The sequence below is a fragment of the Micromonospora sp. LOL_014 genome (assembly GCF_048060245.1).
Taxonomy (GTDB): domain Bacteria; phylum Actinomycetota; class Actinomycetes; order Mycobacteriales; family Micromonosporaceae; genus Micromonospora_E.
Window position 1 is genome coordinate 226,083 of the sequence record NZ_JBHMIP010000002.1, and the last position, 24,780, is coordinate 250,862.

Below are 24,780 nucleotides of genomic sequence, written 5' to 3' on the forward strand. Positions count from 1 at the left end.
TCGGCTCGGCCGTACGACGGTAGAGGGGCCCACCCCGAGTCGGGGTGGGCCCCTCGCTGTGTCCTACGGGCACCGACGCAGGCACCAGGGCGCCGCTCGGCGCAGGTCAGGGTCGGTGGTCGCGCCGCCGGTCAGGCGGGCTCGACCCGCTGCACCATGAACGGGGTGCCCTGCTGGCAGGTGGTCATCAGGTCGGCCTGGACGTGACCGGTGACGCTCAGCCGGGCACCCGGACGGATCAGGTCACGCGAGCCGCCGACCAGCAGATAGCCGTCGAGCAGGTAGCAGTCGTGCTCCACCCCGGCCTCGACGGCGCCGGTCAGGGTCATCGGCCGCGACGACCCGGTCGACTTTCCCGCTCCCGGGGTGCCCCCTCGCACCGAGGTGGGCAGGTCTTCAGGCGGTCCGGGGGTCTGCGGTGCTGTGCTCACCGTGGCACCTCCGCTCGGTGATTCGGCTGCCGGCGGCGTGGACGGCGCGACCGTCACGGTCGGCACCGGGTCGGGGTCGGGCTCGGTCATGGGTTCACCGGTGCCGCACGCCGGCAGCGCCAGGCAGGTCAGCAACAGGGGTACGCCGATCCGAGTGACTCTCATACCGGCTAGGACGCGGTGGCCGGGACGCCCGTTCCCGCTGCGGCTGCCTTCATGTCCCGACGCAGCTCCGACGGCAGCGAGAAGGTGATCGTCTCCTCGACCGTGGTGACCTGCTCGACGTCGGTGAAACCCCGTGCGGCGAGGTGGTCGACCACCTGGTGCACCAGTTCGTCGGGAACGCTGGCACCGGAGGTCAGCCCGACGGTGGTCGCGTCGGCCAGCCAGGCGTCGTCGATCTCGTGGGCGAAGTCGATCAGGTAGCCGGCGCGGGCCCCGGCGTCGATCGCCACCTCGACCAGCCGCACCGAGTTGGACGAGTTACGGGAACCCACCACCAGCACCACGTCGCACTCGGCCCCGATCTGCTTGACCACCTGCTGGCGGTTCTGGGTTGCGTAGCAGATGTCGTCAGTCGGCGGCGACTGCAGCATCGGCAGCCGTCGCTTGAGACGGGCGACCGTCTCCATGGTCTCGTCGACCGACAAGGTGGTCTGCGACAGCCAGACCACCTTCTCCGGGTCCCGTACGGTGATCTTGTCGGCGTCGTCCGGGCCGTCGACCAGCTGGATGTGCGCCGGGGCCTCGCCGGAGGTGCCGACCACCTCCTCGTGGCCCTCGTGGCCGATCAGCAGGATGTCGTAGTCCTGCGCGGCGTACCGGCGGGCCTCCTGGTGGACCTTGGTCACCAGCGGGCAGGTGGCGTCGATCGCCTTCAACGACCGGGCCTTCGCCTGCCGGTGCACCTCGGGGGCGACGCCGTGTGCCGAGAAGACCACGGTCGAGCCGCGCGGGACCTCCTCGTTCTCCTCGACAAAGATCGCGCCCTTGGCCTCCAGGGTCGAGACCACATGCTTGTTGTGCACGATCTGCTTGCGTACGTAGACCGGGGCGCCGTACAGCCTCAGCGCCTCCTCCACGGTCTGCACCGCGCGGTCGACGCCAGCACAGTAGCCACGGGGGTTGGCCAGCAGCACCCGCTTGCGGTGGACCGGTTTCGCGTCAGGCTCGCTCACCCGGCCGAGTCTACGTGCCGTCGACCACGACGGCAGCGTGGCCGACCGGCGGGACCGGACGGGGGCCGACCGGCATTCGCCGACCGGCGGGGCGAGCGGCGATGGTGTCACCGCCCGCCCGTACCCTTGCCGGGTGACCGACACCGACACGACGCCGCGCAGCAGCGCGGACGAGCCGTGGCCGGTTCGGGTGGTCAGCCAGAAGATCAGCGCCTGGATCGGCCGGCTCGGCTGGGTGTGGGTCGACGGGCAGGTCGCGCAAATCAGCCGGCGGCCCGGCGCGACCACCGTGTTCCTGACCCTGCGTGACCCGTCGGCCGATCTCAGCCTGACCGTCACCACCAACCGTGACGTGCTCGACCTCGGCGCGCCGGAGCTGACCGACGGAGCCCGGGTGGTGCTGCGCGCCAAGCCGGAGTTCTATCCGGCCCGGGGCACGCTCAGCCTGCGCGCCGACGAGATCCGCCAGGTCGGCCTCGGTGAGCTGCTGGCCCGGCTGGAAAAGCTGAAGAAGCTGCTGGCCGCCGAGGGATTGTTCGACCGGGCCCGCAAGCGCCGCCCGCCGTTCCTGCCGAAGCGGATCGGGCTGATCACCGGCCGGGCGTCGGCGGCCGAACGGGACGTGCTGACCAACGCCCGCCGACGCTGGCCGGCGGTCGACTTCCGGGTGGTCAACGTGGCGGTGCAGGGGTCCGGCGCGGTGCCGCAGATGCTCGACGCGCTGGCGGTGCTCGACGCCGATCCGTCGATCGACGTGATCGTCATCGCCCGGGGCGGCGGCAGCGTCGAGGATCTGCTGCCGTTCTCCGACGAGGCGCTGTGCCGGGCGGTGTTCGGCTGCCGTACCCCGGTGGTCAGCGCCGTCGGTCACGAGACCGACGCGCCGCTGCTCGACTACGTGGCCGACGTACGGGCGTCCACGCCGACCGACGCGGGCAAACGGCTGGTGCCCGATCTGGCCGAGGAGCTGCGGCTGATCGCTCTGGCCCGGCACCGGCTGGACCGGGCGGTGACCGGCCTGATCGACCGGGAGACGCACCGGCTGGAGATGGTCCGGTCCCGGCCGGTGCTGGCCCGCCCGCAGGCGCTGCTGGACGGGCGGGCCGACGAGGTCGACGTGTTGCGAGACCGGGCCACCCGCTGCCTGGCGCACCGGCTGTCCGCCGGCACCGCCGAGCTGGGGCACACCCTGGCCCGGCTGCGCGCGCTGTCACCGGCCGCGACCCTCGACCGGGGGTACGCGATCGTGCAGGACGCCGTCGGCGCGGTGGTCCGCTCCCCCGACGACGTCGCCGCCGGCGATCCGCTGCGGCTGCGACTGGCCGGCGGTGAGCTGCCGGCCGTCGCCGCCAGACCCGAGTGAGTGAGGCATCAGGTGACCACGAAGAAGGCAGCTGACCGCGGCACGGCGACCGCGTCAACGAAGGTTCCGGCGACCGAGCCGGCGGGCGGGCCGCTGGCGGCGGACTCGCTGAGCTACGAGCAGGCCCGCGCCGAGCTGGCCTCGGTGGTGGAGCGACTGGAGTCCGGCGGCACCACCTTGGAGGAGTCACTGGCGCTGTGGGAGCGCGGCGAACAGTTGGCGGCCGCCTGTCAGCGCTGGCTGGACGGGGCCCGTCAGCGACTCGACGCCGCCCGCGGCGCCCGAGCCACCGGCTGAGGGTGCCCCAAGACGGCATTTAGCCACAATCCGGCTAGGATCTTGCAAGTTGATGGACGTCGACCTATCCTTCGGGGAAAGCGCTTTCCGAAGTTAGGGCAAGGTGTGCTGCAGCACACCGGCGGCGGGGACGTGAGGACGGTCCGGGTGACCTCGCGCCCTCAGCGCTGACGGCCACGCGTCCGGGGCCCGATGAGCCGCCGACTCGTCCACATCACCAAGAACACCGCACCTGGGTCGAGGCGTCCCCGCCCCGGCTGCCGCCATCGATGGCCGATGGCCGTCATCTGACGGCCGGGCAACGGTCACATCGGCGCCACCGGCGGGTTGACCACGGGCTGCGACCAGTGCCGTACCGGTTGCGCCGGACGGCACGCGTCCTCCAGCAGTCGAGACGATCCATCAGCAACTCCAAGACGAAGGCGAGACGAGACTATGAGACGACCAGTCGGACTGCGACTTCTCGCAGGACTGGCCATCACAGCCGTAGCCGGAACGGTCGGCGTGGCCCTGGCGATTCCCCAGGCCTCGGCGGCGACCGGCAGCGCCACCGGGTTCGCCACTCGTAACGGTGGGACCACCGGCGGGGCGGGCGGCCAGACGGTGCGGGTCAGCTCCGGCACCGGCATCCACTCCGCGCTGTGCAACCGTTCCAGCAGCAGCACCCCGATCATCATCGAGGTCCAGGGGACGATCAACCACGGCAACACCAGCAAGGTGTCGGGCGACAGCTGCAACACCGCCGACGACAAGATCGAGCTCAAGCAGATCAGCAACGTCTCGATCATCGGGGTGGGCAGCGGCGCGGTCTTCGACCAGCTCGGCATCCACATCCGCGAGGCGAGCAACATCATCATCCAGAACGTCACCGTCCGCAACGTGAAGAAGTCGGGCTCGCCGACCTCAAACGGTGGTGACGCCATCGGCATGGAGGCCGACGTCCGCAACGTCTGGGTCGACCACGTGACGCTGGAAGCCTCGGGCGGCGAGTCGGAGGGCTACGACGGCCTGTTCGACATGAAGAACAACACGCAGTACGTCACCCTGTCGTACAGCATCCTGCGCAACTCCGGCCGCGGTGGTCTGATCGGCTCCAGCGAGAGCGACACGTCCAACGGATACGTGACGTTCCACCACAACGTGTACGAAAACATCGACTCCCGTACTCCGCTGCTGCGTGGTGGCATCGCACACATCTACAACAACCACTACACGGACATCGAGAAGTCCGGCATCAACTCGCGAGCCGGCGGACGCGCCAAGGTGGAGAACAACTACTTCCAGGACTCGAACGACGTCCTGGGCACGTTCTACACCAGCGAGGCCGGCTACTGGCAGGTCAGCGGCAACATCTACGACAACATCGACTGGTCCAGCCGCAGCGGCGACAACCAGCCGGCCGGCCCCAACCCCACCTCGAACACGAGCGTGAGCATCCCGTACTCCTACACACTCGACGGAGCCAGCTGCGTGCCGAACATGCTCCGGCAGATCTCCGGCGCCAACAAGGGCAACCGCGTCTCGGACGGCAGCTGCTCGCCGACCTCGCCGCCGCCGTCGAACCCGCCGAGCCCCACGCCGACCGTGCCTCCGACGCCCGGCCCGGACGGACGCTACGAGGCGGAGTACTCGCCGGCCTCGTGTGACGGTGAGATCGAGTCGGAGCACTCCGGCTACTCCGGCAGCGGGTACTGCAACACGGAGAACACCTCGGGTGCGGCGTCGCAGTTCCTGGTCAGCTCCAGTGGCGGCACGACGAACCTGACTATCCGGCACGCCAACGGTGGCTCGGGCAACCGGCCGGCGAACCTGGTCGTCAACGGCTCGACCGTGCAACAAGGGGTCGCGTTCAACCCGACCGGCGGGTGGACCAGCTACTCGAACGTCTCGGTCTCCGTTGGGCTCAACAGCGGCACCAATACGATTCGGCTGGTGGCCGCCACCGGTGAGGGCCTGAGCAACATCGACTACCTGCAGGTCTCCGGTGGCACCGGCCCCAGCCCGACCCCGAGCCCGACGGCGCCGCAGCCGACCTCGACCCCGACCCAGCCCGGTGGCACCAACCTGAGCATCGGCGCCGGATCGGACGGCTCGAGCAAGGGCAGCGGCACCAGTTACGGCGACGTACGGGACGGCGACATGGGCACCTACTGGTCGCCGAGCGGCACCACCGGTCGAATCTCGATCAAGTGGGACGCTGACACCACCGTCTCCTCGGTCAACATCCGGGAGGCGTCGGGTGCCGCAGGTGCCATCGGTTCGTGGCGGCTGTACGACCACGAGACCGGTGCCACCCTCGCCTCCGGCAGCGGTGCCGGCGTGATCAACTTCTCCTCGACCACGCTGCGCAAGATCAGCTTCGAGATCACCGGCGCCTCCGGCACGCCGCAGATCGCCGAGTTCGAGACGTACGCCTGACGAGACGTACGGCTGATCGGCGGCTGGACAGCCACCGCCGCCACTGATCAACTGCACGCCCCAACGAGCCGAACACCAGATACCTTTCCGACCCCGGATCAGGTATCTGGTGTTCGGCTTGAGCCGTCGGAGCGCCGGTAGGTACGGGCACCGTGCTCGGCCAACTCCCGGTGCACCTCGGCCGGATTCCCGGCTTCAATCGCGGCCAGCAGCCGCTCGTGCCGGTGCACCCCGTCGACCGGCTGCGCCACCTCCGCCTCCCGCCGTAGGTTGATCGCCATGTACAGCTGGAGCTTCAACAGCACCGACTCGTAAACCCCGGTGAGCTGCCGGTTACCGGCCAGGGCGACCAGCTCGACGTGGAACCGCCGATGCGCCTCGGCGACTCGCAGCCGGTCACCGACCGTGGTTGCCAGCCGCATCTGGTCGACCGCAGCCCGCAGGCCACCGAGGGCGGTATCCCGGCGCACCGGCAGCACCGACTCCACCGCGTGCCGCTCCAGGAGGTCGCGCACAACGTACAGCTCCTGAACGTCGCGGTCGGACAAGGTCGCCACCCGCACGCCACGCCGGGGCACGTGCTCCACCAGGCCCTGCTCGGCGAGGAGCCGTAGCGCCTCACGCAGCGGTGCCCGGCTGATGCCCAGCCGGCGGGTCAGATGCTCCTCGACGAGTCGTTCCCCCGGGTCGGTCTTGCCGCTGAGGATCTCGCGACGCAGCCGCCGCACCGCCAACTCCACCAGGCTCAGGCTCTCCAGCTCACCATCCACCGACGATGCGGCCACGTCGCTCACCCCGTCGAGTCTGCCATCCGCAGCCCGGTAACCGGATTTCCGGCCCGGGCAACCGCCCTGGACGGGCCGGACCCGCCGACGGATCAGCGAGGGGTGAGCGCCTCGGCCATCAGCCGCAACTCCTCGGAGTCGGCCGTGCCGACCACCAGCACACTGTACTGCGGCGCCAACCACACCAGTGCGCGTTCGCCGGGCCGGGCCGCGTACCGCTGCCAGGTCGTCGCCCCGATCGCCACACCACCCTGCGGCTGCGCGGTCGCGGTCAGCTCTGCCACCAGCAGCTCCGGTGCCGGCCGTGAACTCTGCACCACCTGGACGGCGGCGCCGGCCGGGGTGACGTAGCCCAGCCGCAGCGTCGGACCGTCCGCCGCCGACACCGGCCGGAAGACCGCACTCACCGTGACCCAGTCCGGTCCGAGACCGTCCGGCGCGCGCACGGGGAACTCGCCCGCCGCACCGGCCTGCTCGTACGCCGGCCCGGGATCCACCGCCACCGGGTCGTCGGCGCCGAGGAAGACCCGGTAGAACCCGAACACCAGCAGGATCGGTACCAGCAGGACGAGCAGCGACTGGGTGATGTCCCTCGGGGTGCGTTCGGCCCGGTCGCGCGCCGGCCTCGCCGGCCCGGTCGTCTCCATCCGCCCATCCTCCCAGTCGGCCGGCGCGGACTGACGCGCGGACCGCCCACCCCGCGACTACCTGGCACCGTCGTGACGTGCCAGGATTCTCTCAGGACCGGAGCCGGCGACGCTGTGCTCCGGGATGCGCCCCGCACCGTCGCGAGGAGGAGCACCGATGACTGGAACCGGCACCCGCAGCCCGCAGAATCTCGACCGTAACCTGGCCCTGGACCTGGTCCGGGTGACCGAAGCCGCGGCGATGGCCGCCGGCCGGTGGGTGGGTCGGGGAGACAAGGAAGGCGGCGACGGCGCCGCGGTCGACGCGATGCGCAGACTGATCAACTCGATCCAGATGCGTGGCGTCGTCGTGATCGGCGAGGGCGAGAAGGACAACGCCCCGATGCTGTTCAACGGAGAACGGGTCGGTGACGGCTCCGGGCCGGAGGTCGACGTCGCGGTCGACCCCATCGACGGCACCACCCTGATGAGCAAGGGCATGCCGAACGCCCTCGCGGTGCTGGCGGTGGCGGAGCGGGGCGCCATGTTCGACCCCAGCGCGGTCTTCTACATGGAGAAGCTGGCGGTCGGCCCGGACTGCGCCGATGTCATCGACATCGAGGCCGGGGTGCGGGAGAACCTGCAGCGGATTGCCCGGGTCAAGAAGTCGAGCGTCTCCGACGTGACGGTGAGCATCCTCGACCGGCCCCGTCACACCGAGCTGGTGCAGGAGATCCGCGACGCCGGTGCCCGGATCCGGTTCCTGTCCGACGGTGACATCGCCAGCGCGATCTCGGCGGCCCGCGAGGAGTCCGACGTCGACGTGCTGATGGGCATCGGCGGCACCCCGGAGGGGATCATCGCCGCCTGCGCGCTGAAGTGCATGGGCGGCGCGATGCAGGCGAAACTCTGGCCACGCGACGACGCGGAGCGGGACAAGGCCGTCGCCGCCGGGCATGACCTGGGCCGGGTGCTGCGCACCGACGACCTGGTCACCGGCGACAACTGCTTCTTCGTCGCCACCGGGGTCACCTCGGGTGACCTGCTGCACGGGGTGCGGTACCGCTCGGGTGGGGCGTACACCCAGTCGATCGTGATGCGCTCCAAGAGCGGCACGATCCGGGTGATCGACTCGCATCACCGGTTGGAGAAGCTGGCGCTCTACTCGGCGGTCGACTTCGACGGCCAGCCGATCGCCGAACTCGACCTCTGACCCGGGGCCCGGTCAGGGCATGGTGAGCGGATCCGGATCGTACGGGTCGTAGTCGCGCCGGCGGCGGAACAGGATCGCGGCGAGCACCCCGCCGACGAACCCGAAGAGATGGCCCTGCCAGGAGATCAACGCGTCGGTCGGCAGGATGCCGACCAGCTGCCAGCCGTAGAGCAGGCCGACCAGCAGGACAACGCCGAGGTTCCACCAGGTGCGCTCGACGATGCCGCGCATCAGCACCAGACCGAGGTAGCCGAAGACGACACCGCTGGCGCCGACCACGACGGTGTTCGGCGCGCCGGTGAACCACACGCCGAGCCCGCTGACCAGGATGATCACCAGGGTGGAGTAGAGGAACCGGCGGACCCCGGCGGCCAGGACGAAGGTGCCCAGCAGGATCAACGGGACGCTGTTGCTGTAGAGGTGATCGAAGCCGTGGTGCAGGAACGGGGCGAAGAACACCCCGTCCAGCCCGTCGATGCGCCGGGGGATGATGCCGGCGGCCAGATCGAAGCCGGCGCTCAACCAGACGTCGAACGCCTCGATGACGAACAGCACCGGGACGACCGCGCACATTGCGACGAATGCCCGGCCCAGCGAGGCGTAGAAGGCCTCGGTGCCGAACCGGTTCGGGTCACCACCGGAGGTCCCCATGTACGCCATCTCCTAGTAGCTATCAGGTCCGCGCAACCGACGCCAGCCGACAGCTGGCGAAAGCCGCATGAAACACCGGCGGCGGTACGGACGATCAGGTCCGTACCGCCGCCGGTGACGAGTGCGACAGGTGCTGCCGACAGTCCGGGCCGAATCAGTACCAGCCGACGTTCTGTGACTGCTGCCACGCGCCGCACGGGGTGCCGTAACGGCCGCTGATGTACCCGAGGCCCCACTTGATCTGGGTTGCCGGGTTGGTCTGCCAGTCGGCACCGGCCGAGGCCATTTTGCTGCCCGGAAGTGCCTGGGGAATGCCGGTGGCACCGGAGGCCGCGTTGTAGGCCTTGTGGTTCCAGCCGCTCTCCTTGTTCCACAGCTTGTTCAGGCAGGCGAACTGGTCGAGACCCCACCCCTTCTCCAGGGTGAGGGCGCAGCCGATCGCCCGGTTGCCGCTGAACTCGTCGCAGGACTCCGGAATCTCGCCGGTGAAGGGCACTGTCGCCGCCGGCGGCCGGGCCGCCGCCTCCTGCTGCTTCTGCTGGGTCACCTGCTCCGCCCGCTTGGCCTTGGCCGCCTCGGCCTTGGCCGTGGCGAGGGCCTTCTCCGTGGCTTCCCGTTCGGCGGTACGGCGTTGCACCGTCATCCGCTGGTGTTCAGCCCGGCGCTGGCGCAGCAGTTCAAGCTCGACCTGCTCGGCCTCGGCGGCCAGGCGGGCGTCGCTGATGCGTTGCTGGGTCTCCCGGTCGCTCTCCAGGTAGAACCCGCCGGCGACGCCTGTCACGAGCAGGCCGACGGCGAGTGCCCGGACACCGAACCGGCTCCACAGCCGACTCACGAAGTGGTCCCTTCGTCGGGGGCAAGGGCACGGCGGGCCGGGCCGGTCGACACCGCCCGCGACCGCGTGGCCGGCCGGCTGAACGGCGGCTCGCTGCGGCCGCTGCCAGGTGCGGCGCGACCGTCACGTGCGGTGCGGCGGTGCGGCTGGTTCGGGCACGCCGTGAGCGCCCGACCGGGTGGGTCGCGCGTCGACCGGCCGCGATGGTGGTCGGCTGACGCACCACCACCGACGACCCGGATATCGGTCGTCGCCGGTGCGCGCGCTCGTCGACCACCATCGCTCACAGTGAGGCCGTTGGGAAACGCGGGACTTTGAATGTGATACTGGTCATGCCAATTTTCACCCTGAATTAGGACATAGTCCCACACCGAGCGAGGTCAGCGTGGGATGTCCTCCAACAGATCAGTAACCATTTCGGCGATGGGAGAACGCTCCGAACGGGTCAGCGTGACATGGGCGAACAGCGGATGCCCCTTCAGCGCCTCGATGACCGCGGTCACCCCGTCGTGCCGGCCCACCCGCAGGTTGTCCCGCTGCGCGACGTCGTGGGTGAGCACCACCCGGGAGCCCTGTCCGATCCGGGACAGCACGGTGAGCAAAACGTTGCGTTCCAACGACTGGGCCTCGTCCACGATCACGAAGGCGTCGTGCAGGCTACGACCCCGGATGTGGGTCAGCGGCAGCACTTCCAGCATGCCGCGGGCGAGCACCTCCTCCATCACGTTCTCGTGCACCACCGCGCCGAGGGTGTCGAAGACCGCCTGGGCCCACGGCGACATCTTCTCCGACTCGGACCCGGGCAGGTAACCGAGTTCCTGACCGCCGACGGCGTACAGCGGACGGAAGACGACGACCTTCTTGTGCCGGCGCCGTTCCATCACCGCTTCCAGCCCGGCGCACAGCGCCAGCGCCGACTTGCCGGTGCCGGCCCGACCGCCCAGCGAGACGATCCCGATCGACTCGTCGAGCAGCAGGTCCAACGCGATCCGCTGCTCGGCGGAGCGACCACGCAGCCCGAACGCCTCCCGGTCGCCGCGTACCAGCCGTACCGTCTTGTCGGCCAGCACCCGGCCGAGTGCGGCGCCCCCGGTGCCGTGCAGCACCAGACCGGTGTGACAGGGCAGTCCGGCGGCGCTGTCGAGGTCGACGGCCTCGCCCGCGTACAACTGCTTGACCTGCTCGTCGGTGGACTCCAGCTCGGCCATTCCGGTCCAGGTCGGGTCGCTGGCCTGGCCGTGCCGGTACTCGTCGGCGACCAGACCGACCGAGGCGGCCTTGACCCGCAGCGGCATGTCCTTGCTGACCAGCACCACGTCCCGGCCCTCCGCGCCCATGCTGAGCGCGACCGACAGGATCCGGGTGTCGTTGGACTCGTTGCGGAACCCCGGCGGCAGTACGTCGGTGTCGGCGTGGTTGAGCTCGACCCGCAATGTGCCGCCCGACTCGTTGGCTGGCACCGGCTGGTCCAACCGGCCGTGGCGGACCCGGAGTTCGTCCAGCATGCGCAGCGACCGCCGGGCGAACCAGCCAAGCTCCGGATGGTGCCGCTTGCCTTCCAGCTCGGAGATCACCACCAGCGGGATCACCACCTCGTGCTCGGCGAACCGGTGGAACGCCCCCGGGTCGGACAGCAGGACCGAGGTGTCCAGGACGTACGCGCGGATGGTGACTGGCGGCTCCGGTTGGACTTGGCCGGCGGACCGGTCGGCCGACTCGGACGCGGCGGCGTCCGGGGCTCGGCGGGTCCGGCTACGGCTGGACGGGACAGCGGCGGCGGTCGGGCTCTGATCGGCCCCGGGGGTGGTACGTCGACTCGTCACAGGCCTGCTCCGTCGGGCGTGCACCCGATCCGCCCGCGATCCGGCTCCACCGGGGCCCGAAGGCACGGGTCGGATGCGGAACCCGTGCGACTGCAGGTCCGGACCGTCCGGCTGGCCCGAGACGACCCCGGACCATGACTAGACGCTAGCCGCCGGATCCCGACCTCGGCTAGGCGTCTGAGCCGATCTTCGGCCCACACCGGAGGTGAGCGGGGCGAATGGCGACCCGTACCCAGGTCCGACACACCGGTCACGCGACGGACACATCCGAACCGAGCAGGCGGCCGGCCGGGATGCGCACCCCCTGCACGCATCCCGGCCGGGAGGAACTCCGGCGCGGTGACGCCGGGGTTCCCAGGCGGTGTCGCGTCCGCCTCAACACGACACCGCACTCGGGAAAGCTCATCGCTGCGGCCGGATGGCCGCGGCCGCGGCTGCGGCCGGTCAGGGATGTCGGCCGGCCAGCAGTTCCGTCGAGTGCCGGCCACCGGTCCCACCGAGGTCAGGCCGACCAAGGTCAGGCACACCGGGGCCAGGCCCACCAAGGTCAGGCTGACCGGGGCCAGGCCCGCCGACGAAGGCCGCGCCGGTGTAGGTGGTGCCCGGACGGACCGCCAGGTCGACTCCGGCGGCCACTGGACGGGTCTCCGGACGGGCTGGTTCCGGCAGCACCGACGCGATCGCAGCCCCGGTCTCCCGGCGCCGCCGGGTCCACGCCCCGCGGTCACCGTCGAAGTACCCCTGCCGGTAGCCGAACCGGTAGCCGATCCGGTAGCTGAGCTGGCCGTGCAGCCGGCCGGCGGCGTAACTGGCCGAGGCCAGCAGCAACACCAGGAAGACCGCGAAGAACGGGCTCATCCGGTCGCCCCGATCTCTGGGATCATGTCTCCTCCGACTCGAACGACGTCGGGCCGTCGGTGAGCAGCCGATCGATGTCGTCGGTCCTCACCTCTTCGACCAGTTCGACGCTGATCCGGCAACCGCCCAGCACCACCTCGGCCACCGAGGCCCGCCGGATCTCCCCTCCGGCGTCGTAGACCCGCACACTCAACTCCGGACAGCCGAGGTGTGCCCGCCACGCGTTCCACTCGGACCGGTCCCCCACGTTGAGCGACAGGTGACGACACCCCCGGGCCAGGTACAGCCGCCACGGCGCGGTCAAGCCGCTGGCGACGGCGTCCGCGACCAGGCCGAAGGCCTGGGCCCGGGTCGCGAGTTCGGTCACCGCATCGTCTCCGTCACGCGTAAGCGACAACTCCACTCAGTAAGCGTCTCAAGCACGTGACGTAGAGTAAAGCGTCACGCGCAAGTGACAGCATCGTCTTTTCGGGTGATTAGCACCACCCCACTTGGTCCTTAGACTGCACCCGTGGCACCCCTCGTGACAAGGGAAGATTTCCCGACAGAGATTCACAAAGCTCTGTCACAAACGCAGTACAGAAGGCTCCCTGCCCCCAGGAAAAGCGGCGATTCGCCGTACCGTCGGCCGGTGCCGGACAGCTCCGCCGCGCGGAAGATCGCCTTCGCCGCCTTCGTACGCAAGGCGCTCGCCGACGCGCGCGCGACCCGCGCCTGGACCGGCTCGGAGGTCTCCCGGCGCACCGGCGTGTCCCGCCAGACCATCAACCGGTGGGTACGCGGCGAGTGGTCCAGTGATCCGGAGGCCGAGCGGGTGGTCTCGTTCTGCGAGGGACTGGGGATCAGCCCGACGATCGCGTTCGGCGTACTCGGCTGGGACCGCGCCACCAGCGCCCGACCCGCACCCTCGGCGCCACCGATGGACCCGGACGTGGAGGCACTGCTCCGCCGGCTGGTCGACCCAAACGTTTCAGATGCGGAGAAATTTCACATCAGGGAGACGATCCGCTATCTCGCCTATCGACCCCCACTGCCCGGCGAACCTCGCAAAGGACCCAAGCGGGCAGGGTAGTTCTCAGATGGCGAAAGAAAGCCGATCAAGCGGCCCGATTCTGCCCCACTTGCACGCTGAGTCACGATAGCGTTCCTCTCCGTACTGCTTGGGCTCGTCATCCACGGGGGACGGGACAAGGCCGGACACAGCCCGGACACAGCCCTGCGGGACAGGAGGGAGGGTCGATACCCGATGACCCTCAAATGGTCGGCAGTCGTGATCGCGGCCGTCGCGATCACGCTTTACGGCACCACGAATATCGTGGTCGCCGTCCTGAGTAGCGGCGAGGTGCCAGCGGTGGTGAACCTGTTCGTCATCGCCTGCGCGTCCGTCGCCACGCTGGTGGCGGTCATCGCGCACCTCAACGACCGACAGCAGGGACGGCTGACCGCGCTCACCGAATTTCTCGTCGCCCGGCTCAATGAAGTCGACTCACACGTCGCAGACCGCAACTCCGGCTTCGTCGAGGGCTATTTACTCCGGCAGGGACAGCAACACGACGCGGCAGTCGTGCAATTTCCACCGCGGATGCACGGTCGGCGGCTGATGAGCGGCGGTGACGACTGACCCGCCGGGTGGTTCGCGGACCGTAGTCGCCAGCGCCGACGTCCCCGAACGTTCATCCGCCGGGAGGTCTGGCACCTGCGGCGGCAGCAGGTACGCTGACGCCCGTGCGGCCGTTCGAGGTAGGAAACCAGCGCTTGGCCCGTCCGCTGACCGCGGAGCAGGCATGGCGAGCAACCATCGATCGCGCCGACCGGTGCGTGCTGTTCTTCGACTTCGACGGCACCCTCGCTCCGGTCGGTGACGATCCCACGTCGGTGCAGCCCGCACCCAAGGTGCTGGCGGCGATCGAGTCACTCGCCGGGGTGGTGCAGCGGATAGCGATCGTGTCGGCCCGACCGGTCGACTTCCTCCGGGCCCAGTTCGCCACGATCAGCGAGGTCGACCTGTACGGGCTGTACGGGCTGGAGCACAGCCACGGATCCGGACCGACGGTCACCGAGCCGGCCGCACTGCCCTGGGTCCCGGCGATGCAAGAGCTGGCCGACCGGGCCCGCGCCGAGCTACCCGCCGGCGCACTGGTCGAGTACAAACGGCTGTCCGTCGCGCTGCACTACCGGACCGCGCCCGAGCTCGCCGGGACCGTCGAATCGTGGGGGCAGGCCCAGGCCGAACAGCTCGGCCTGCGGGTGCAGAGCGGGCGGATGGTCATCGAGATCAAGCCGCCGGTCGACCGGGACAAAGGCATGGTCATCGGCGACGCGGTCGGCACCGCCGGCTGCGCCTGGTACTTCGGTGACGACGTCTCCGACATCAAGGCGTTCGCCGCGCTCCGGGCACACGCCAGCGCCAACCCTGACTTCTTCGGCGTCTGCGTGGCGGTGGCCAACGCCGAGACCGGGCACGATGTGTCAGCGGCCGCCGACCTCACCATCGACTCGCCGGAAGCGCTCGGCGACTTCCTGACCTCCGCCGTGCACGCCCTGGACTGACGCCACCCGGTAGGGACGGCCCCGGGGGGCGGCCGTCAGGCGCCGTACCGGCGTTGCCGGTTCGCGTACGACCGCAACGCCCGCAGGAAGTCCACCCGACGGAAGTCGGGCCAGTTGACGTCGCAGAAGTAGAACTCCGAGTGCGCCGACTGCCACAGCAGGAAGCCGGAGAGCCGCTGCTCGCCGCTGGTCCGGATGACCAGGTCCGGGTCCGGCTGACCGCGGGTGTAGAGGTGCTCGGCGATGTGGTCGACGTCGAGCACCTCGGCCAGCTCCTCCAGGGTGCCGCCGGACTTGGCGTGCTCCTGCAGCAGCGAGCGGACCGCGTCGGCGATCTCCCGGCGACCACCGTAGCCCACCGCGATGTTCACCTGCGCGCCCTCGGACCGGGTCTGGGTACGCTCCTGCGCAGCCTTCAACGCGGTAGCGGTGGAACCCGGCAGCAGGTCCAGCGCACCAACGATGCGCAGCCGCCAGGGGTTGCCCTCCTCGGCCAGCTCGGTGACCAGATCCTCGATGATGCTCAGCAGCGGATCCAGCTCGCGGGCCGGCCGACGCAGGTTGTCGGTGGCCAGCAGGTACAGCGTGACGTGACCGATACCGGCCTGGTCACACCAGTTCAACAGATGTTTGATCTTTGCTGCGCCGACCCGGTGCCCGTCGTTGGGATCCACGAACCCCATCTCCCGGGCCCACCGGCGGTTACCGTCGCACATCACGCCCACGTGGCCGGGCACCGGCTTGCCCGCCAGTCTCGCCATGAGCCGTCGCTCATAGACCGAGTAGAGCAGCTCCCGCAGAGTCATCACAAGCAGACTAGCGACCGGTGCGCCGCCGCGCGGTATCGGCCGCCCGGCGGATCGTCAGTTGTGCGGCGAGCCGGCGCACCGTGACCGCGTCCAGCCGGCCGTCGCCGAGACCGAGTTCGACGATGGTGTCGAAGACGCGCCGGTCCCGCGCCGCCGCCGCGACGGCGGCGTCCACCGTCGTCGGCCGCCGGGCCAGCCAGGCGCCGACGGCGCTGTGCCGCAGGTGCCCGCCGAGGCGTCGGCGCAGCGCCTGCCGGTAGCGGCGGGCGGCGAGCGTCGGCGTACCGGCCGCCGCCGCACCGGCCAGCGCACCGGACAGCACCGCGTAGAAGATGCCCTCGCCGGTGAACGGGTTGATCAGCGACAGCGCGTCGCCAGCCAGCACCAGCCGACCCGCACCCACCGGCGGCCGCCGGGTGGACAGCGGTAGATGATGCGCCCGCAGATCGGTGACCTGCGTCAGGTCGGTGCCGGGCAGCAGCGCGCACAGCCGGTCCAGTAGTCGGGCCCGGGTCAACGGTCGGCCGCCCAGCACCTCCCCGTACCCGATGTTCGCCCGCCCGTCACCGATCGGGAAAGCCCAGGCGTACGCCGGCCAACCGGCCGCTGTGGTGACGATCCGCTGTTCGCCGGGTCTGGTGACGGCCCCGACCGACGCGTAGCCGCGAATCGCCAGGGCCAGATGTCCGTCCGGGTTGGCGCCGTGGCCCAACGCCCGGCGTACCACCGATCCCGCGCCGTCCGCGCCGACCACCGCCCGCGCCGCGATCTCGCCGTCGAGCAGCACCAGGTCGTCGCGGACCGTGACCCGCCGTACGGTGTGCCGCCGCAGCCGCGCGCCGACGGCGACCGCGGCGGCGACCAGCCGGGCGTCGAAGACGGCCCGGGGCACCGTGTACGCCGGACGGACCAGCTCGGCGGCGACCTGCCCGCCGTGCGGGGCGACCAGCCGGAGCCGGCCGACCGGGGTGAACCCGTCGACCGGGTCGGGCACGTCCAGCCCGGCCAGCACGTCGAGGGCGTGCGGTGCAATGCCGTCGCCGCACGGCTTGTCGCGGGGAAAGTCGGCCCGGTCCAGCAGCAGGACCCGGGCACCGGCCCGGCGGGCGGCGATCGCGGCGGCGGCACCGGCCGGCCCGGCACCGACCACCGCGACGTCGACGACCGACGTACCGTCCACCTGGACCTCCCGTCAGGCCGGTTCAGTGCCGGCCGCCGTCCGGCCACGCTCGGCACCGACGGTCCCCCGGGCCGGGCTCAGCACTGCCCGCCTCCCGGCCGCACTCGACGCGACCGGCCCGCCACACACCGTAGAAGACCAGCGCCACCGCCACCACCAGCGGCGCGCCGTCGCGGACCAGCCGGGCCGGGTGTCGGGTCAGCGGCGCACCGACCGTCGGGGACCGGTACAGCAGCCACACCACGGCCAGGCAGAGCCCGGCGAGCAGGGCGAACCCGACCACCCCGGGGCAGCGGCGGTACGCCGGAGCGGACCGCCACACCGACGTCGGCAGGCGGGGCACGGCCGGACGGACCGGTCCGGCGCGGCCCGCACCGGGATCGACTGCCGCCACCGGCGCAGGCTATCCAACGGTCAGTCGGCGGCGTCCAACCGGGCCCGCAGCGCGTCCAGCTCCGCCCAGAGCACCCCGGGCAGTTTGTCGCCGAACCGCTCGAACCATTCGGTGATCTGCGGCAGCTCCGCGCGCCACTGCGCCGGGTCGACGGCGAGCGCGGCGGCCACGTCGGCCGGGTCGACGTCCAGGCCGGACAGGTCGAGCGCGTCGACGGTCGGTACGTTGCCGATCGGGGTCTCCACCGCCGTGCCGGTGCCGTCCAGCCGCTCGACGATCCATTTGAGCACCCGGGAGTTCTCCCCGAAGCCGGGCCAGAGGAACCGGCCGTCGTCGTCGCGGCGGAACCAGTTGACGTAGAAGATCCGGGGCAGCTTGGCGGCGTCGCCGTCAGTGCCCTTGCCCATCTCGATCCAGTGCCGGAAGTAGTCCCCGGCGTGGTAGCCGATGAACGGCAGCATCGCCATCGGATCCCGCCGGACCACCCCGACCTTGCCGGCCGCCGCAGCGGTCGTCTCCGAGGAGAGGGTGGCGCCCAGGTAGACGCCGTGCACCCAGTCGCGTGCCTCGGTGACCAGCGGCACCGTGGTACGGCGTCGGCCGCCGAACAGGATCGCGTCGATCGGTACGCCGCGCGGGTCGTGGTACTCGTCGGCCAGGATCGGGCACTGGGTGATCGGGGTGCAGAACCGGCTGTTCGGGTGGGCGGCGTCGGTGCCCCGGTCGGGGTTCCAGTCCTCGCCCCGCCAGTCGGTCAGGTGCGCCGGTGGCTCGCCCATCCCCTCCCACCACACGTCGCGGTCGTCGGTCAGCGCGACGTTGGTGAAGATGGAGTTGCCCCGGTCTAGGGTCCGCATCGCGTTGGCGTTGGTCCGCCAGTCGGTGCCGGGAGCGACGCCGAAGAGCCCGTACTCGGGGTTGACCGCGTACAGCCGGCCGTCGTCGCCGAACCGCATCCAGGCGATGTCGTCGCCGATGGTCTCGACCTTCCAACCGGGGATGGTCGGCTCCAGCATGGCCAAATTGGTCTTGCCGCAGGCGGACGGGAACGCGCCGGCGACGTAGCGGACCCGCCCGTCCGGCGCGGTCAGCTTGAGGATCAGCATGTGCTCGGCCAGCCAGCCCTCGTCGCGGGCCATCACGCTGGCGATCCGCAGCGCGTAGCACTTCTTGCCGAGCAGCGAGTTGCCGCCGTAGCCGGATCCGTACGACCAGATTTCCCGGGTCTGCGGGAAGTGCGAGATGTACTTGGTCTCGTTGGCCGGCCACGGCACGTCTGCCTGCCCCGGCTCCAGCGGTGCGCCGACCGAGTGCAGGGCCGGCACGAACGCGGCGTCGTCGCCCATCGCGGCGAGCACCTCGGCGCCCATCCGGGTCATGATCCGCATCGAGGCGACGACGTACGCGCTGTCGGTGATCTCCACCCCGAACATCGGCTCCGGGGCGTCCAACGGGCCCATGCAGAACGGGACCACGTACATGGTCCGGCCACGCATGCACCCCCGGTACAGCTCGGTCATCACCCGCTTCATCTCGGCGGGATCCACCCAGTTGTTGGTCGGGCCGGCGTCGGCTTCCTCCGGGGAGCAGATGAAGGTACGTTCCTCGACCCGGGCCACGTCGGTCGGGTCGGTGCGGGCCCAGAACGAGTTGGGACGGCGTTCGGCGTCCAGCCGGACCAGGGTGCCGGAGTCGACGAGTTCGTCGGTGAGCCGGTGCCATTCGGCGAGCGAACCGTCGGCCCAGACGACCCGGTCCGGTGTGGTGAGGTTGGCGATCTGCCGGACCCAGTCGAGCAGGCGGGCGTGGCTGGTCGGGGCGGGGCCGGGGACGTTCGACGGTACGGACGCGGTGGCCGTTGCAGTCATGGCGATCTCCTCGTGGTCGGCGCTGACCTCGTTCCTGGAGTGCACGGCACCGGCGGATGGTCGAGCCCACCCGCCGGGATACAAGTCCGGGAGTTGGACTCAGGGTAAACCGATTGATCGTTCAGGGCAGCCGAGGAGCTTGTGAAGAAGTGCACAAGTTGTCGCCCCATGCAATCTGACGAGCTGTTTCTCGCTCTCACGCGCAGTTGTACGCAAGATCTTCCGGCACTCGACCAACCCCAACCTCAGTTACTAATCGTGTTCGCGTCTCGAGTGGCGAACACGTGGCGCGGCCGGAAACTCGGGCGGTGCCGACACCTCGGCGGGCGGGAACCCGCTACGCTCGACCACGTGCCCGTCCACGCCGCCGGCGAGCCGACCGCGCCCGCCTCCAGTCCGGGGTTGATTCGCCGGCTCCGGGACCGGTTCGGTCTGCTGGTCCGCGAGATCGGCAAGTTCGGAGTGGTCGGCGGGATCGCCTTCATCGTCGACATCACCCTGTTCAACATCGCTTCAGGCGTGCTCGGGATGGGCCCGCTCAGCGCGAAGACGCTGTCGACGGTGATCGCTGCCTCGGTGGCCTTCGTGGGCAACCGCTTCTGGACCTGGCGGCACTCGGTCAGGTCCGGGCTGGCCCGCGAGTACGGCCTCTACTTCTTCTTCAACGCCGTGGGACTGGGCATCGGCCTGGCCTGCCTGGGGATCAGTCACTACGGGCTGGGCAGCATCTGGCCGGGGGTGTTCCGGACACTGCTCGCCGACAACATCGCGGCCAACATCGTCGGCGTGGCGGTCGGCACCCTGTTCCGGTTCTGGGCCTACCGCAGGTTCGTGTTCACCGTCGCGGCACCCGCCGTGGTGGCGGCCGCCGCCAGCGACCGTGACTAGCCCCACCCGGTGCCGCCTACCCGCCAGTCAACCCGAACGGCCCGTCGACCTGCCGTATGGTGATCTAATGCGAATACTTCGCCTTCTGCCCGAGCGCTGGCAGAGGTTCATCCGCGAGGCGCTGAAGTTCGGCACCGTCGGTGGCATCAACACCGCGGTCAACTTCGCGGTGTTCAACGCTCTGGCACTGACCGTGCTCGCCGACGGTCAGTTGAAGGCGACTGTCGTCGCCGCGCTGGTGGCGACCACCAGCTCGTACTTCATGAACCGCCACTGGACCTACCGGGACCGGCCGAAGTCGGCCATCCGGCGGGAGTACGTGCTCTTCTTCCTGTTCAACCTCACCGGCCTGGCGATCGAGGTCGGGGTGCTGGGGCTGGCCAAGTACGGCTTCGGCATCAGCGGGCTGCTGGCCCTGAACATCGTCAAGATCATCGGACTGGTGCTCGGCACCATCTTCCGCTTCTGGGCGTACCGCACGTTCGTCTTCCGCCCGGCACCCGCCGCCCACCCGACCACCGAGACCGGCCCGACCACCGAGACCGTGGCCGAAACCGAACCGGCGGCGGGCGACCGGGTCCCGCAGCAGATTCAACGGAACGGACAACCGCCGGCCGGCCAGTCGATGCAGGCCCCGGACAGCCCGGCACCCCTGGCCGACCCGCTCGACGCCGAACTCGCCGCCGAGATCGACGCGAAGATCACCGCCGAACTGGACGCGAAGATCGCCGCGGCGACCCGCCCGGCCAGGCGTTGACCGACGACCGTGCGCTCCGGCACCGGTGCTGACGCCGACCTGTTCTTCGAGGACCTCGCCCCGGGCGGTTCCTTCGACCTCGGCATCACCACCGTGGACGGCGTCGAAATGGTCAGCTTCGCCGAACGCTTCGACCCGCAGTGGTACCATGTCGAGCCGGACCTCGCCCAGGCCAGCCCGTACGGCACCGTGATCGCCAGCGGATTCTTCACCGTCAGCCTGTTCATGCGGGCGTACGTGGACGCGGTGCTGTCCCGGGCCGCCGCCGACACCTCCCCCGGCCTGGAGGAGCTGCGCTGGCTGGCTCCGGTGTACGCCGGTGACCGGCTCGCCGGGAGGCTGGACGTGCTCACCAGGAAGCTGTCCGACGCCCGGCCCGGCCTGGGCACGGTCACCCTGCTGGGGTCGTTGACCCGGCTCGACACCTACGACCGGCCGGAGCGCGAGGTGCTGCGCACCCGGTTCCGTGGCTGGTTCGCGCTACGCGGCGCCGGGCCGACGACCTGACCCGGCTGGCCAGCGGGCCAGGCCGGCTCGGTAGTGCTGGCCAGCCGTCGCCCGGTCAGCGGCCGGGCGAGGCGTTGTCCGGTCGCGTCGGGGCTGCCTGGTCCGGCCCGGTGCGTGCCTCGTCGAGAATTTCCCGCAGCTCGCCGTCGCCCAGGCTGTGCAGATCGTGGTGCGCCTCGACCAGCTCGTAGAGCTGCGTCTGCACCTGACTGACCCCCGGCAGGTCGGGCAGCACGGTCTGCCCGCGTTCACCGGCCGACTCGATGGTCAACGTCCCGCAGCCGAGCAGCCGCTCGCTGAACCGCTGCGTCATGGAGTGGTCGTTGACCCGGTTCAACGGGATGTCCCGGCGCTCCCGGGAGAACACCCCGTGCTGCAGCACCACCCGCTCGTTGGTGAACACGTAGTGCGTACTGCGCCAGACCGCGAACGGCCGGACGGCGAACCAGAGCACCGCGACCAGCGCAAGCGCGAGAATCACGTACCACACGACGGTGGCTGCGGTGCTCTCCGGCAGCAGCAGGAACCCGGCCACCACGGCGGCGACCGCCAGCACCGTCACCGCCACCGGCCGGACCAGCGCCTTCCAGTGCGGGTGCAGGTGCAACACGACATGCTCGTCCGCGGTGAGCATGTCTTCGGGAAATGCCACGGCAACCTCCTAGCCCGGGCCGGGCAGGGGACCCGGCCGGCGGTCCGTACACCGGCCGCCGGGGTGACCGTAGCGGTTGACCGCCACCCGTACGGTCAACCGGGCGTACCGTTTCCCGGCGCGTCGCCGGACCGCACATGCGTCACGTCCCCGGCTGCGACCGGCAGATCGCCGCCGGCCGTACGGACCACCAGGCGACCGCCCTCGTCGACCGTGTCGACCAGCCCGGTGTGCGCCGCTCCGGACGGCAACGAGACCCGCACCTGCCGGCCCACCGTCACGCAGTGCCGCAGGTACGCCGCCCGCAGACCGGACTCGACCGGATCGCCGCCGGCGGCCCGCCACCGCCCGTACCAGCCGGCCACCCCGCGCAGCACCGCCCGCAGCAACGGGTCCCGGTCCGTCGCCGCCGCTCCGGCCAGCTGCAACGAAGTGGCCCGCAGACCGCTGCCGGGCGGCGGTAGCTCGTCAGCGCGCAACGTCACGTTGAGCCCGATGCCCAGCACCACGGCCGGGCCGGCCACCCCGTCCGGGGCCGCCTCGGCAAGGATCCCGGCGCACTTCGCCTCGTCGATCAACAGATCGTTGGGCCACTTCAGCGTGGCTGGCAACTCGGCCAGCCGGGTGATCGCCTCCGCCAGCGCGACGCCGGCCAGCAGCGGCAACCAGCCGTACCGGGACCCCGGCACCGCCGGCCACGACCGGGCCGGCCGAGCCGCCGCCGGCTGCAGCAGCACGCTGACGGCGAGGCCGGCCCGCGGCGGCGAGGTCCAGCCGCGGCCGAGCCGCCCGCGCCCGGCGTACTGCTGCTCCGCCGTGATCACCAGCCCCTCGGCGGCACCGGCTCGCGCGGCGGCGAGCACGTCCGCGTTGGTGGAGCCGGTCTGCGCCCGGACCTGCACGTCGGTCCACAGGCCGTCGGGGACGACCAGCGCGCGACGCAGCCCACGCTCGTCCAACGGCGGACGGTCCAGATCGGTGTACGGTGAGCCGGCCATCCGCCCACCCTACGGCGGCACCTGGCAGCGCACCGCGTCTGCCACAGAACCAGGCATGCTCCGGGAAGGAGCATCGCGCCGCTGATACAAGGAGTCCAGCCGCCGCCTGGGGTCGTGGCGGAGACCAACGGGATCTCCCTAATTTGTGACGGTCGATTCTTGCGTCACCGATCATTGATCGTTACCTTTTCAGCACGGGGCGTGACTCTGAAACGTTTTAGGTCTCGATGGTCACCAGAGTCACTTGGTACCTGCTCGACTGTCATGCCCCTTCGTCGACCGGATGGATCGGATGGAGAGGCGCAACAAGCGGCAGAAGATGGTCGTCCCGTGCTCGACAGGTCCCCGTCGCGGGTACGACAGCGGGCCACTGCTTGCGATCCGATGGACGCAGCTTGAAGGCACCCGTACCCTATGGGGCATGGAGAGCCGCCCGCTTGACCTACTGCTGTCGATGGCAGGAGTGGCTGGGTGAGCACCTCGGCGATCGCCGGAACCAGCTCGGCTCCACGCGGCGGGCGCCTCCGTCGGTGGCTTTCGCTTCCTGACCGTCGTCCCGTCACGGTAGCGGCAGCGGTCGTGGTCACGGCGGTGCTCGGGGCGTTCGGCGCGGCGACCGGATCCATGCTCGGGGCAGCCACCCTGACCGATCTTCCCAGCGACACCGCGATGGTCGACCTGACCAGACGTGCCAGCGGCGTCGAGGCTCCTTCTGTCGTGCTGCGGCAGACCTCGGCACGAACAGCGGACCGGGTATTCACTGCGGGGACTTTGGACGGCAGGTGGGACGCGTCGCAGGCCCGGCAGCGCTACGCCGCCGCCGGCTGGTCGGTCTCAGAGATCGAGGTCGTACACGACCAGGCAGGCGTGGCGGACCCCGCTGCCTGGACCAGCGACTACATCCCCTCCCGTTACGACCGGTTCACCGCCGAGCATCACGGACTGGTCGTCGCGATCGCCGGCATGTCCGTCGGCGGCAAGACCACGGTCGGGGTGGACGCCTGGGCCGCAGGCTCACCAGTGCTGCGCATCCTGCTGGTCGCAGGCGTGGCGCTCGGGCTGTCCGCCGGATGGCTGCTCGCGGCGGCGGTAGCGCGGCGGATCCACTCGACACACCCCGCGCACCGGATCACCGTGGCTGCGCTGTCCGCCACCACCGTCCTCGTCCTCGCGGCACCCGTCGTCGCCCTGTATGTCAGCCTCGCGCACGCGATACGTCCGCACGCTCATACCGGCGGCCCGCTCCCCAGTGTGCACCACGCGCTGTCGCCCGTCCCGTACTGGACAGCGGCACCGCCGTGGCTTCTTCCCGCCTCCAGCGCCGTCGGCGGGCTGCTCGTCATCGTCACCGTCGTGTTCGCCGCCCGGCCGCAGCCGGCCCGACTCGCCGCAGTCGGCATCCCGACTGGCGGCGTTCGCATCGACGACGACTTCGAGGTGGCGGCGAACATGGTCAAGGACTCGATCGCCGAAGCCCGAACCGATCGCCGCGCCGCCCAGCGGTTGTTGTTCCTGTCCGCCTATCCAGACTGGACACCTGATCCGCTCGACCGGATGCGCGGTCGTCTCATCGACTCGGGCGTGCCCGCCGCCTTCCTCACCACCACCCAGCCATCCGGGCCGCCGCAACCCTGACCCAGGCCCTCTCGCTGAAACGCGGGTCCGGAATCGTGGCTGCTCCGCCGCCTCCCTCCGCAGC

Annotated in this window: 26 protein-coding genes; 11 read left to right on the forward strand and 15 right to left on the reverse strand. The window is 70.5% G+C overall.

Annotation, left to right across the window (positions count from 1 at the left end; translation table 11 throughout):
* Positions 1-131 precede the first annotated feature (131 nt).
* Entirely contained in the window at positions 132-596 is a 465-nt protein-coding gene (locus tag ACFHW1_RS02770) for a hypothetical protein (RefSeq protein WP_416552187.1), read from the reverse strand.
* Positions 597-601: 5 nt separating this feature from the next.
* Positions 602-1,609, reverse strand: coding sequence for a 4-hydroxy-3-methylbut-2-enyl diphosphate reductase (locus tag ACFHW1_RS02775; RefSeq protein WP_416552186.1), 1,008 nt, complete (start codon positions 1,607-1,609; stop codon positions 602-604).
* A gap of 133 nt (positions 1,610-1,742) precedes the next feature.
* On the opposite strand from ACFHW1_RS02775, the gene xseA reads away from it, so the two are divergent.
* The 3 genes from xseA (at position 1,743) to ACFHW1_RS02790 (ending at position 5,687) form a co-directional block, all read left to right on the forward strand.
* Positions 1,743-2,972, forward strand: coding sequence for an exodeoxyribonuclease VII large subunit (gene xseA / locus ACFHW1_RS02780; protein WP_416552185.1), 1,230 nt, complete (start codon positions 1,743-1,745; stop codon positions 2,970-2,972).
* 93 nt (positions 2,973-3,065) lie between these two features.
* The gene (locus ACFHW1_RS02785) at positions 3,066-3,269 is read left to right on the forward strand and encodes an exodeoxyribonuclease VII small subunit (RefSeq protein WP_416552367.1); all 204 of its coding nucleotides are present in this window, start codon (positions 3,066-3,068) and stop codon (positions 3,267-3,269) included.
* 435 nt (positions 3,270-3,704) lie between these two features.
* On the forward strand, positions 3,705-5,687 hold the full coding sequence (locus ACFHW1_RS02790; protein ID WP_416568508.1) for a carbohydrate-binding protein: 1,983 nt from the start codon (positions 3,705-3,707) through the stop codon (positions 5,685-5,687).
* Between the two features lie 98 nt (positions 5,688-5,785).
* Here the strand turns inward: ACFHW1_RS02790 and ACFHW1_RS02795 are convergent, their stop codons facing one another.
* On the reverse strand, positions 5,786-6,481 hold the full coding sequence (locus ACFHW1_RS02795) for a GntR family transcriptional regulator (protein WP_416568509.1): 696 nt from the start codon (positions 6,479-6,481) through the stop codon (positions 5,786-5,788).
* An 83-nt stretch (positions 6,482-6,564) separates the two neighbouring features.
* A complete protein-coding gene (locus ACFHW1_RS02800; RefSeq protein ID WP_416614738.1) occupies positions 6,565-7,119 on the reverse strand; it encodes a DUF4245 domain-containing protein in 555 nt (184 codons plus the stop codon).
* Between the two features lie 157 nt (positions 7,120-7,276).
* On the opposite strand from ACFHW1_RS02800, the gene glpX reads away from it, so the two are divergent.
* On the forward strand, positions 7,277-8,311 hold the full coding sequence (gene glpX / locus ACFHW1_RS02805) for a class II fructose-bisphosphatase (protein WP_416614739.1): 1,035 nt from the start codon (positions 7,277-7,279) through the stop codon (positions 8,309-8,311).
* 12 nt (positions 8,312-8,323) lie between these two features.
* Here the strand turns inward: glpX and ACFHW1_RS02810 are convergent, their stop codons facing one another.
* The 5 genes from ACFHW1_RS02810 to ACFHW1_RS02830 all read right to left on the reverse strand — a co-directional run bounded on the left by ACFHW1_RS02810 (position 8,324) and on the right by ACFHW1_RS02830 (position 12,845).
* Complete coding sequence (locus tag ACFHW1_RS02810) at positions 8,324-8,962, reverse strand: rhomboid family intramembrane serine protease (RefSeq protein WP_370461577.1); 639 nt, start codon at positions 8,960-8,962, stop codon at positions 8,324-8,326.
* Positions 8,963-9,116: 154 nt separating this feature from the next.
* On the reverse strand, positions 9,117-9,797 hold the full coding sequence (locus ACFHW1_RS02815; RefSeq protein ID WP_281553339.1) for a lytic transglycosylase domain-containing protein: 681 nt from the start codon (positions 9,795-9,797) through the stop codon (positions 9,117-9,119).
* A 380-nt stretch (positions 9,798-10,177) separates the two neighbouring features.
* Positions 10,178-11,620 (reverse strand): PhoH family protein, encoded by a 1,443-nt coding sequence (locus tag ACFHW1_RS02820; RefSeq protein WP_416552181.1) that lies wholly within the window; start codon positions 11,618-11,620, stop codon positions 10,178-10,180.
* A gap of 444 nt (positions 11,621-12,064) precedes the next feature.
* Entirely contained in the window at positions 12,065-12,478 is a 414-nt protein-coding gene (locus ACFHW1_RS02825) for a hypothetical protein (protein WP_416552180.1), read from the reverse strand.
* A 22-nt stretch (positions 12,479-12,500) separates the two neighbouring features.
* Positions 12,501-12,845, reverse strand: a complete 345-nt coding sequence (locus ACFHW1_RS02830) for a hypothetical protein (RefSeq protein ID WP_416552179.1) — start codon at positions 12,843-12,845, stop codon at positions 12,501-12,503.
* Positions 12,846-13,109: 264 nt separating this feature from the next.
* Between ACFHW1_RS02830 and ACFHW1_RS02835 the strand changes: the two genes are divergently transcribed.
* The 3 genes from ACFHW1_RS02835 (at position 13,110) to otsB (ending at position 15,028) form a co-directional block, all read left to right on the forward strand.
* Positions 13,110-13,550 (forward strand): XRE family transcriptional regulator, encoded by a 441-nt coding sequence (locus ACFHW1_RS02835; protein WP_416614741.1) that lies wholly within the window; start codon positions 13,110-13,112, stop codon positions 13,548-13,550.
* Between the two features lie 174 nt (positions 13,551-13,724).
* On the forward strand, positions 13,725-14,099 hold the full coding sequence (locus ACFHW1_RS02840) for a hypothetical protein (protein ID WP_278167102.1): 375 nt from the start codon (positions 13,725-13,727) through the stop codon (positions 14,097-14,099).
* A 104-nt stretch (positions 14,100-14,203) separates the two neighbouring features.
* On the forward strand, positions 14,204-15,028 hold the full coding sequence (gene otsB, locus ACFHW1_RS02845) for a trehalose-phosphatase (RefSeq protein ID WP_416552178.1): 825 nt from the start codon (positions 14,204-14,206) through the stop codon (positions 15,026-15,028).
* Positions 15,029-15,063: 35 nt separating this feature from the next.
* Here the strand turns inward: otsB and ACFHW1_RS02850 are convergent, their stop codons facing one another.
* The 4 genes from ACFHW1_RS02850 to ACFHW1_RS02865 are packed head-to-tail and all read right to left on the reverse strand — an operon-like array spanning position 15,064 to position 19,279.
* Entirely contained in the window at positions 15,064-15,834 is a 771-nt protein-coding gene (locus ACFHW1_RS02850; RefSeq protein WP_416552177.1) for an isoprenyl transferase, read from the reverse strand.
* A 10-nt stretch (positions 15,835-15,844) separates the two neighbouring features.
* Positions 15,845-17,017 (reverse strand): geranylgeranyl reductase family protein, encoded by a 1,173-nt coding sequence (locus ACFHW1_RS02855; RefSeq protein WP_416552176.1) that lies wholly within the window; start codon positions 17,015-17,017, stop codon positions 15,845-15,847.
* 22 nt (positions 17,018-17,039) lie between these two features.
* Complete coding sequence (locus ACFHW1_RS02860; protein ID WP_416552175.1) at positions 17,040-17,411, reverse strand: hypothetical protein; 372 nt, start codon at positions 17,409-17,411, stop codon at positions 17,040-17,042.
* A gap of 20 nt (positions 17,412-17,431) precedes the next feature.
* Positions 17,432-19,279: a phosphoenolpyruvate carboxykinase (GTP) gene (locus ACFHW1_RS02865; protein ID WP_416552174.1), complete on the reverse strand. Its 1,848-nt coding sequence runs from the start codon at positions 19,277-19,279 to the stop codon at positions 17,432-17,434.
* A gap of 351 nt (positions 19,280-19,630) precedes the next feature.
* On the opposite strand from ACFHW1_RS02865, the gene ACFHW1_RS02870 reads away from it, so the two are divergent.
* The 3 genes from ACFHW1_RS02870 (at position 19,631) to ACFHW1_RS02880 (ending at position 21,431) form a co-directional block, all read left to right on the forward strand.
* Positions 19,631-20,167, forward strand: a complete 537-nt coding sequence (locus tag ACFHW1_RS02870) for a GtrA family protein (RefSeq protein WP_416552173.1) — start codon at positions 19,631-19,633, stop codon at positions 20,165-20,167.
* Between the two features lie 67 nt (positions 20,168-20,234).
* Positions 20,235-20,924 (forward strand): GtrA family protein, encoded by a 690-nt coding sequence (locus tag ACFHW1_RS02875; protein WP_416552172.1) that lies wholly within the window; start codon positions 20,235-20,237, stop codon positions 20,922-20,924.
* A 9-nt stretch (positions 20,925-20,933) separates the two neighbouring features.
* Positions 20,934-21,431, forward strand: a complete 498-nt coding sequence (locus ACFHW1_RS02880) for a MaoC/PaaZ C-terminal domain-containing protein (protein WP_278167091.1) — start codon at positions 20,934-20,936, stop codon at positions 21,429-21,431.
* A gap of 55 nt (positions 21,432-21,486) precedes the next feature.
* On the opposite strand, the gene ACFHW1_RS02885 is transcribed toward ACFHW1_RS02880, so the two are convergent.
* Together ACFHW1_RS02885 and ACFHW1_RS02890 are read right to left on the reverse strand one after the other, a co-directional pair.
* Positions 21,487-22,083, reverse strand: a complete 597-nt coding sequence (locus ACFHW1_RS02885; protein WP_282233953.1) for a PH domain-containing protein — start codon at positions 22,081-22,083, stop codon at positions 21,487-21,489.
* A gap of 95 nt (positions 22,084-22,178) precedes the next feature.
* Positions 22,179-23,081, reverse strand: a complete 903-nt coding sequence (locus tag ACFHW1_RS02890; protein WP_416552171.1) for a biotin--[acetyl-CoA-carboxylase] ligase — start codon at positions 23,079-23,081, stop codon at positions 22,179-22,181.
* Between the two features lie 579 nt (positions 23,082-23,660).
* On the opposite strand from ACFHW1_RS02890, the gene ACFHW1_RS02895 reads away from it, so the two are divergent.
* Positions 23,661-24,716 carry a hypothetical protein gene (locus ACFHW1_RS02895; protein ID WP_416552170.1) on the forward strand — a complete coding sequence of 352 codons (1,056 nt, stop codon included), beginning with the start codon at positions 23,661-23,663 and terminating at the stop codon, positions 24,714-24,716.
* Positions 24,717-24,780 lie beyond the last annotated feature (64 nt).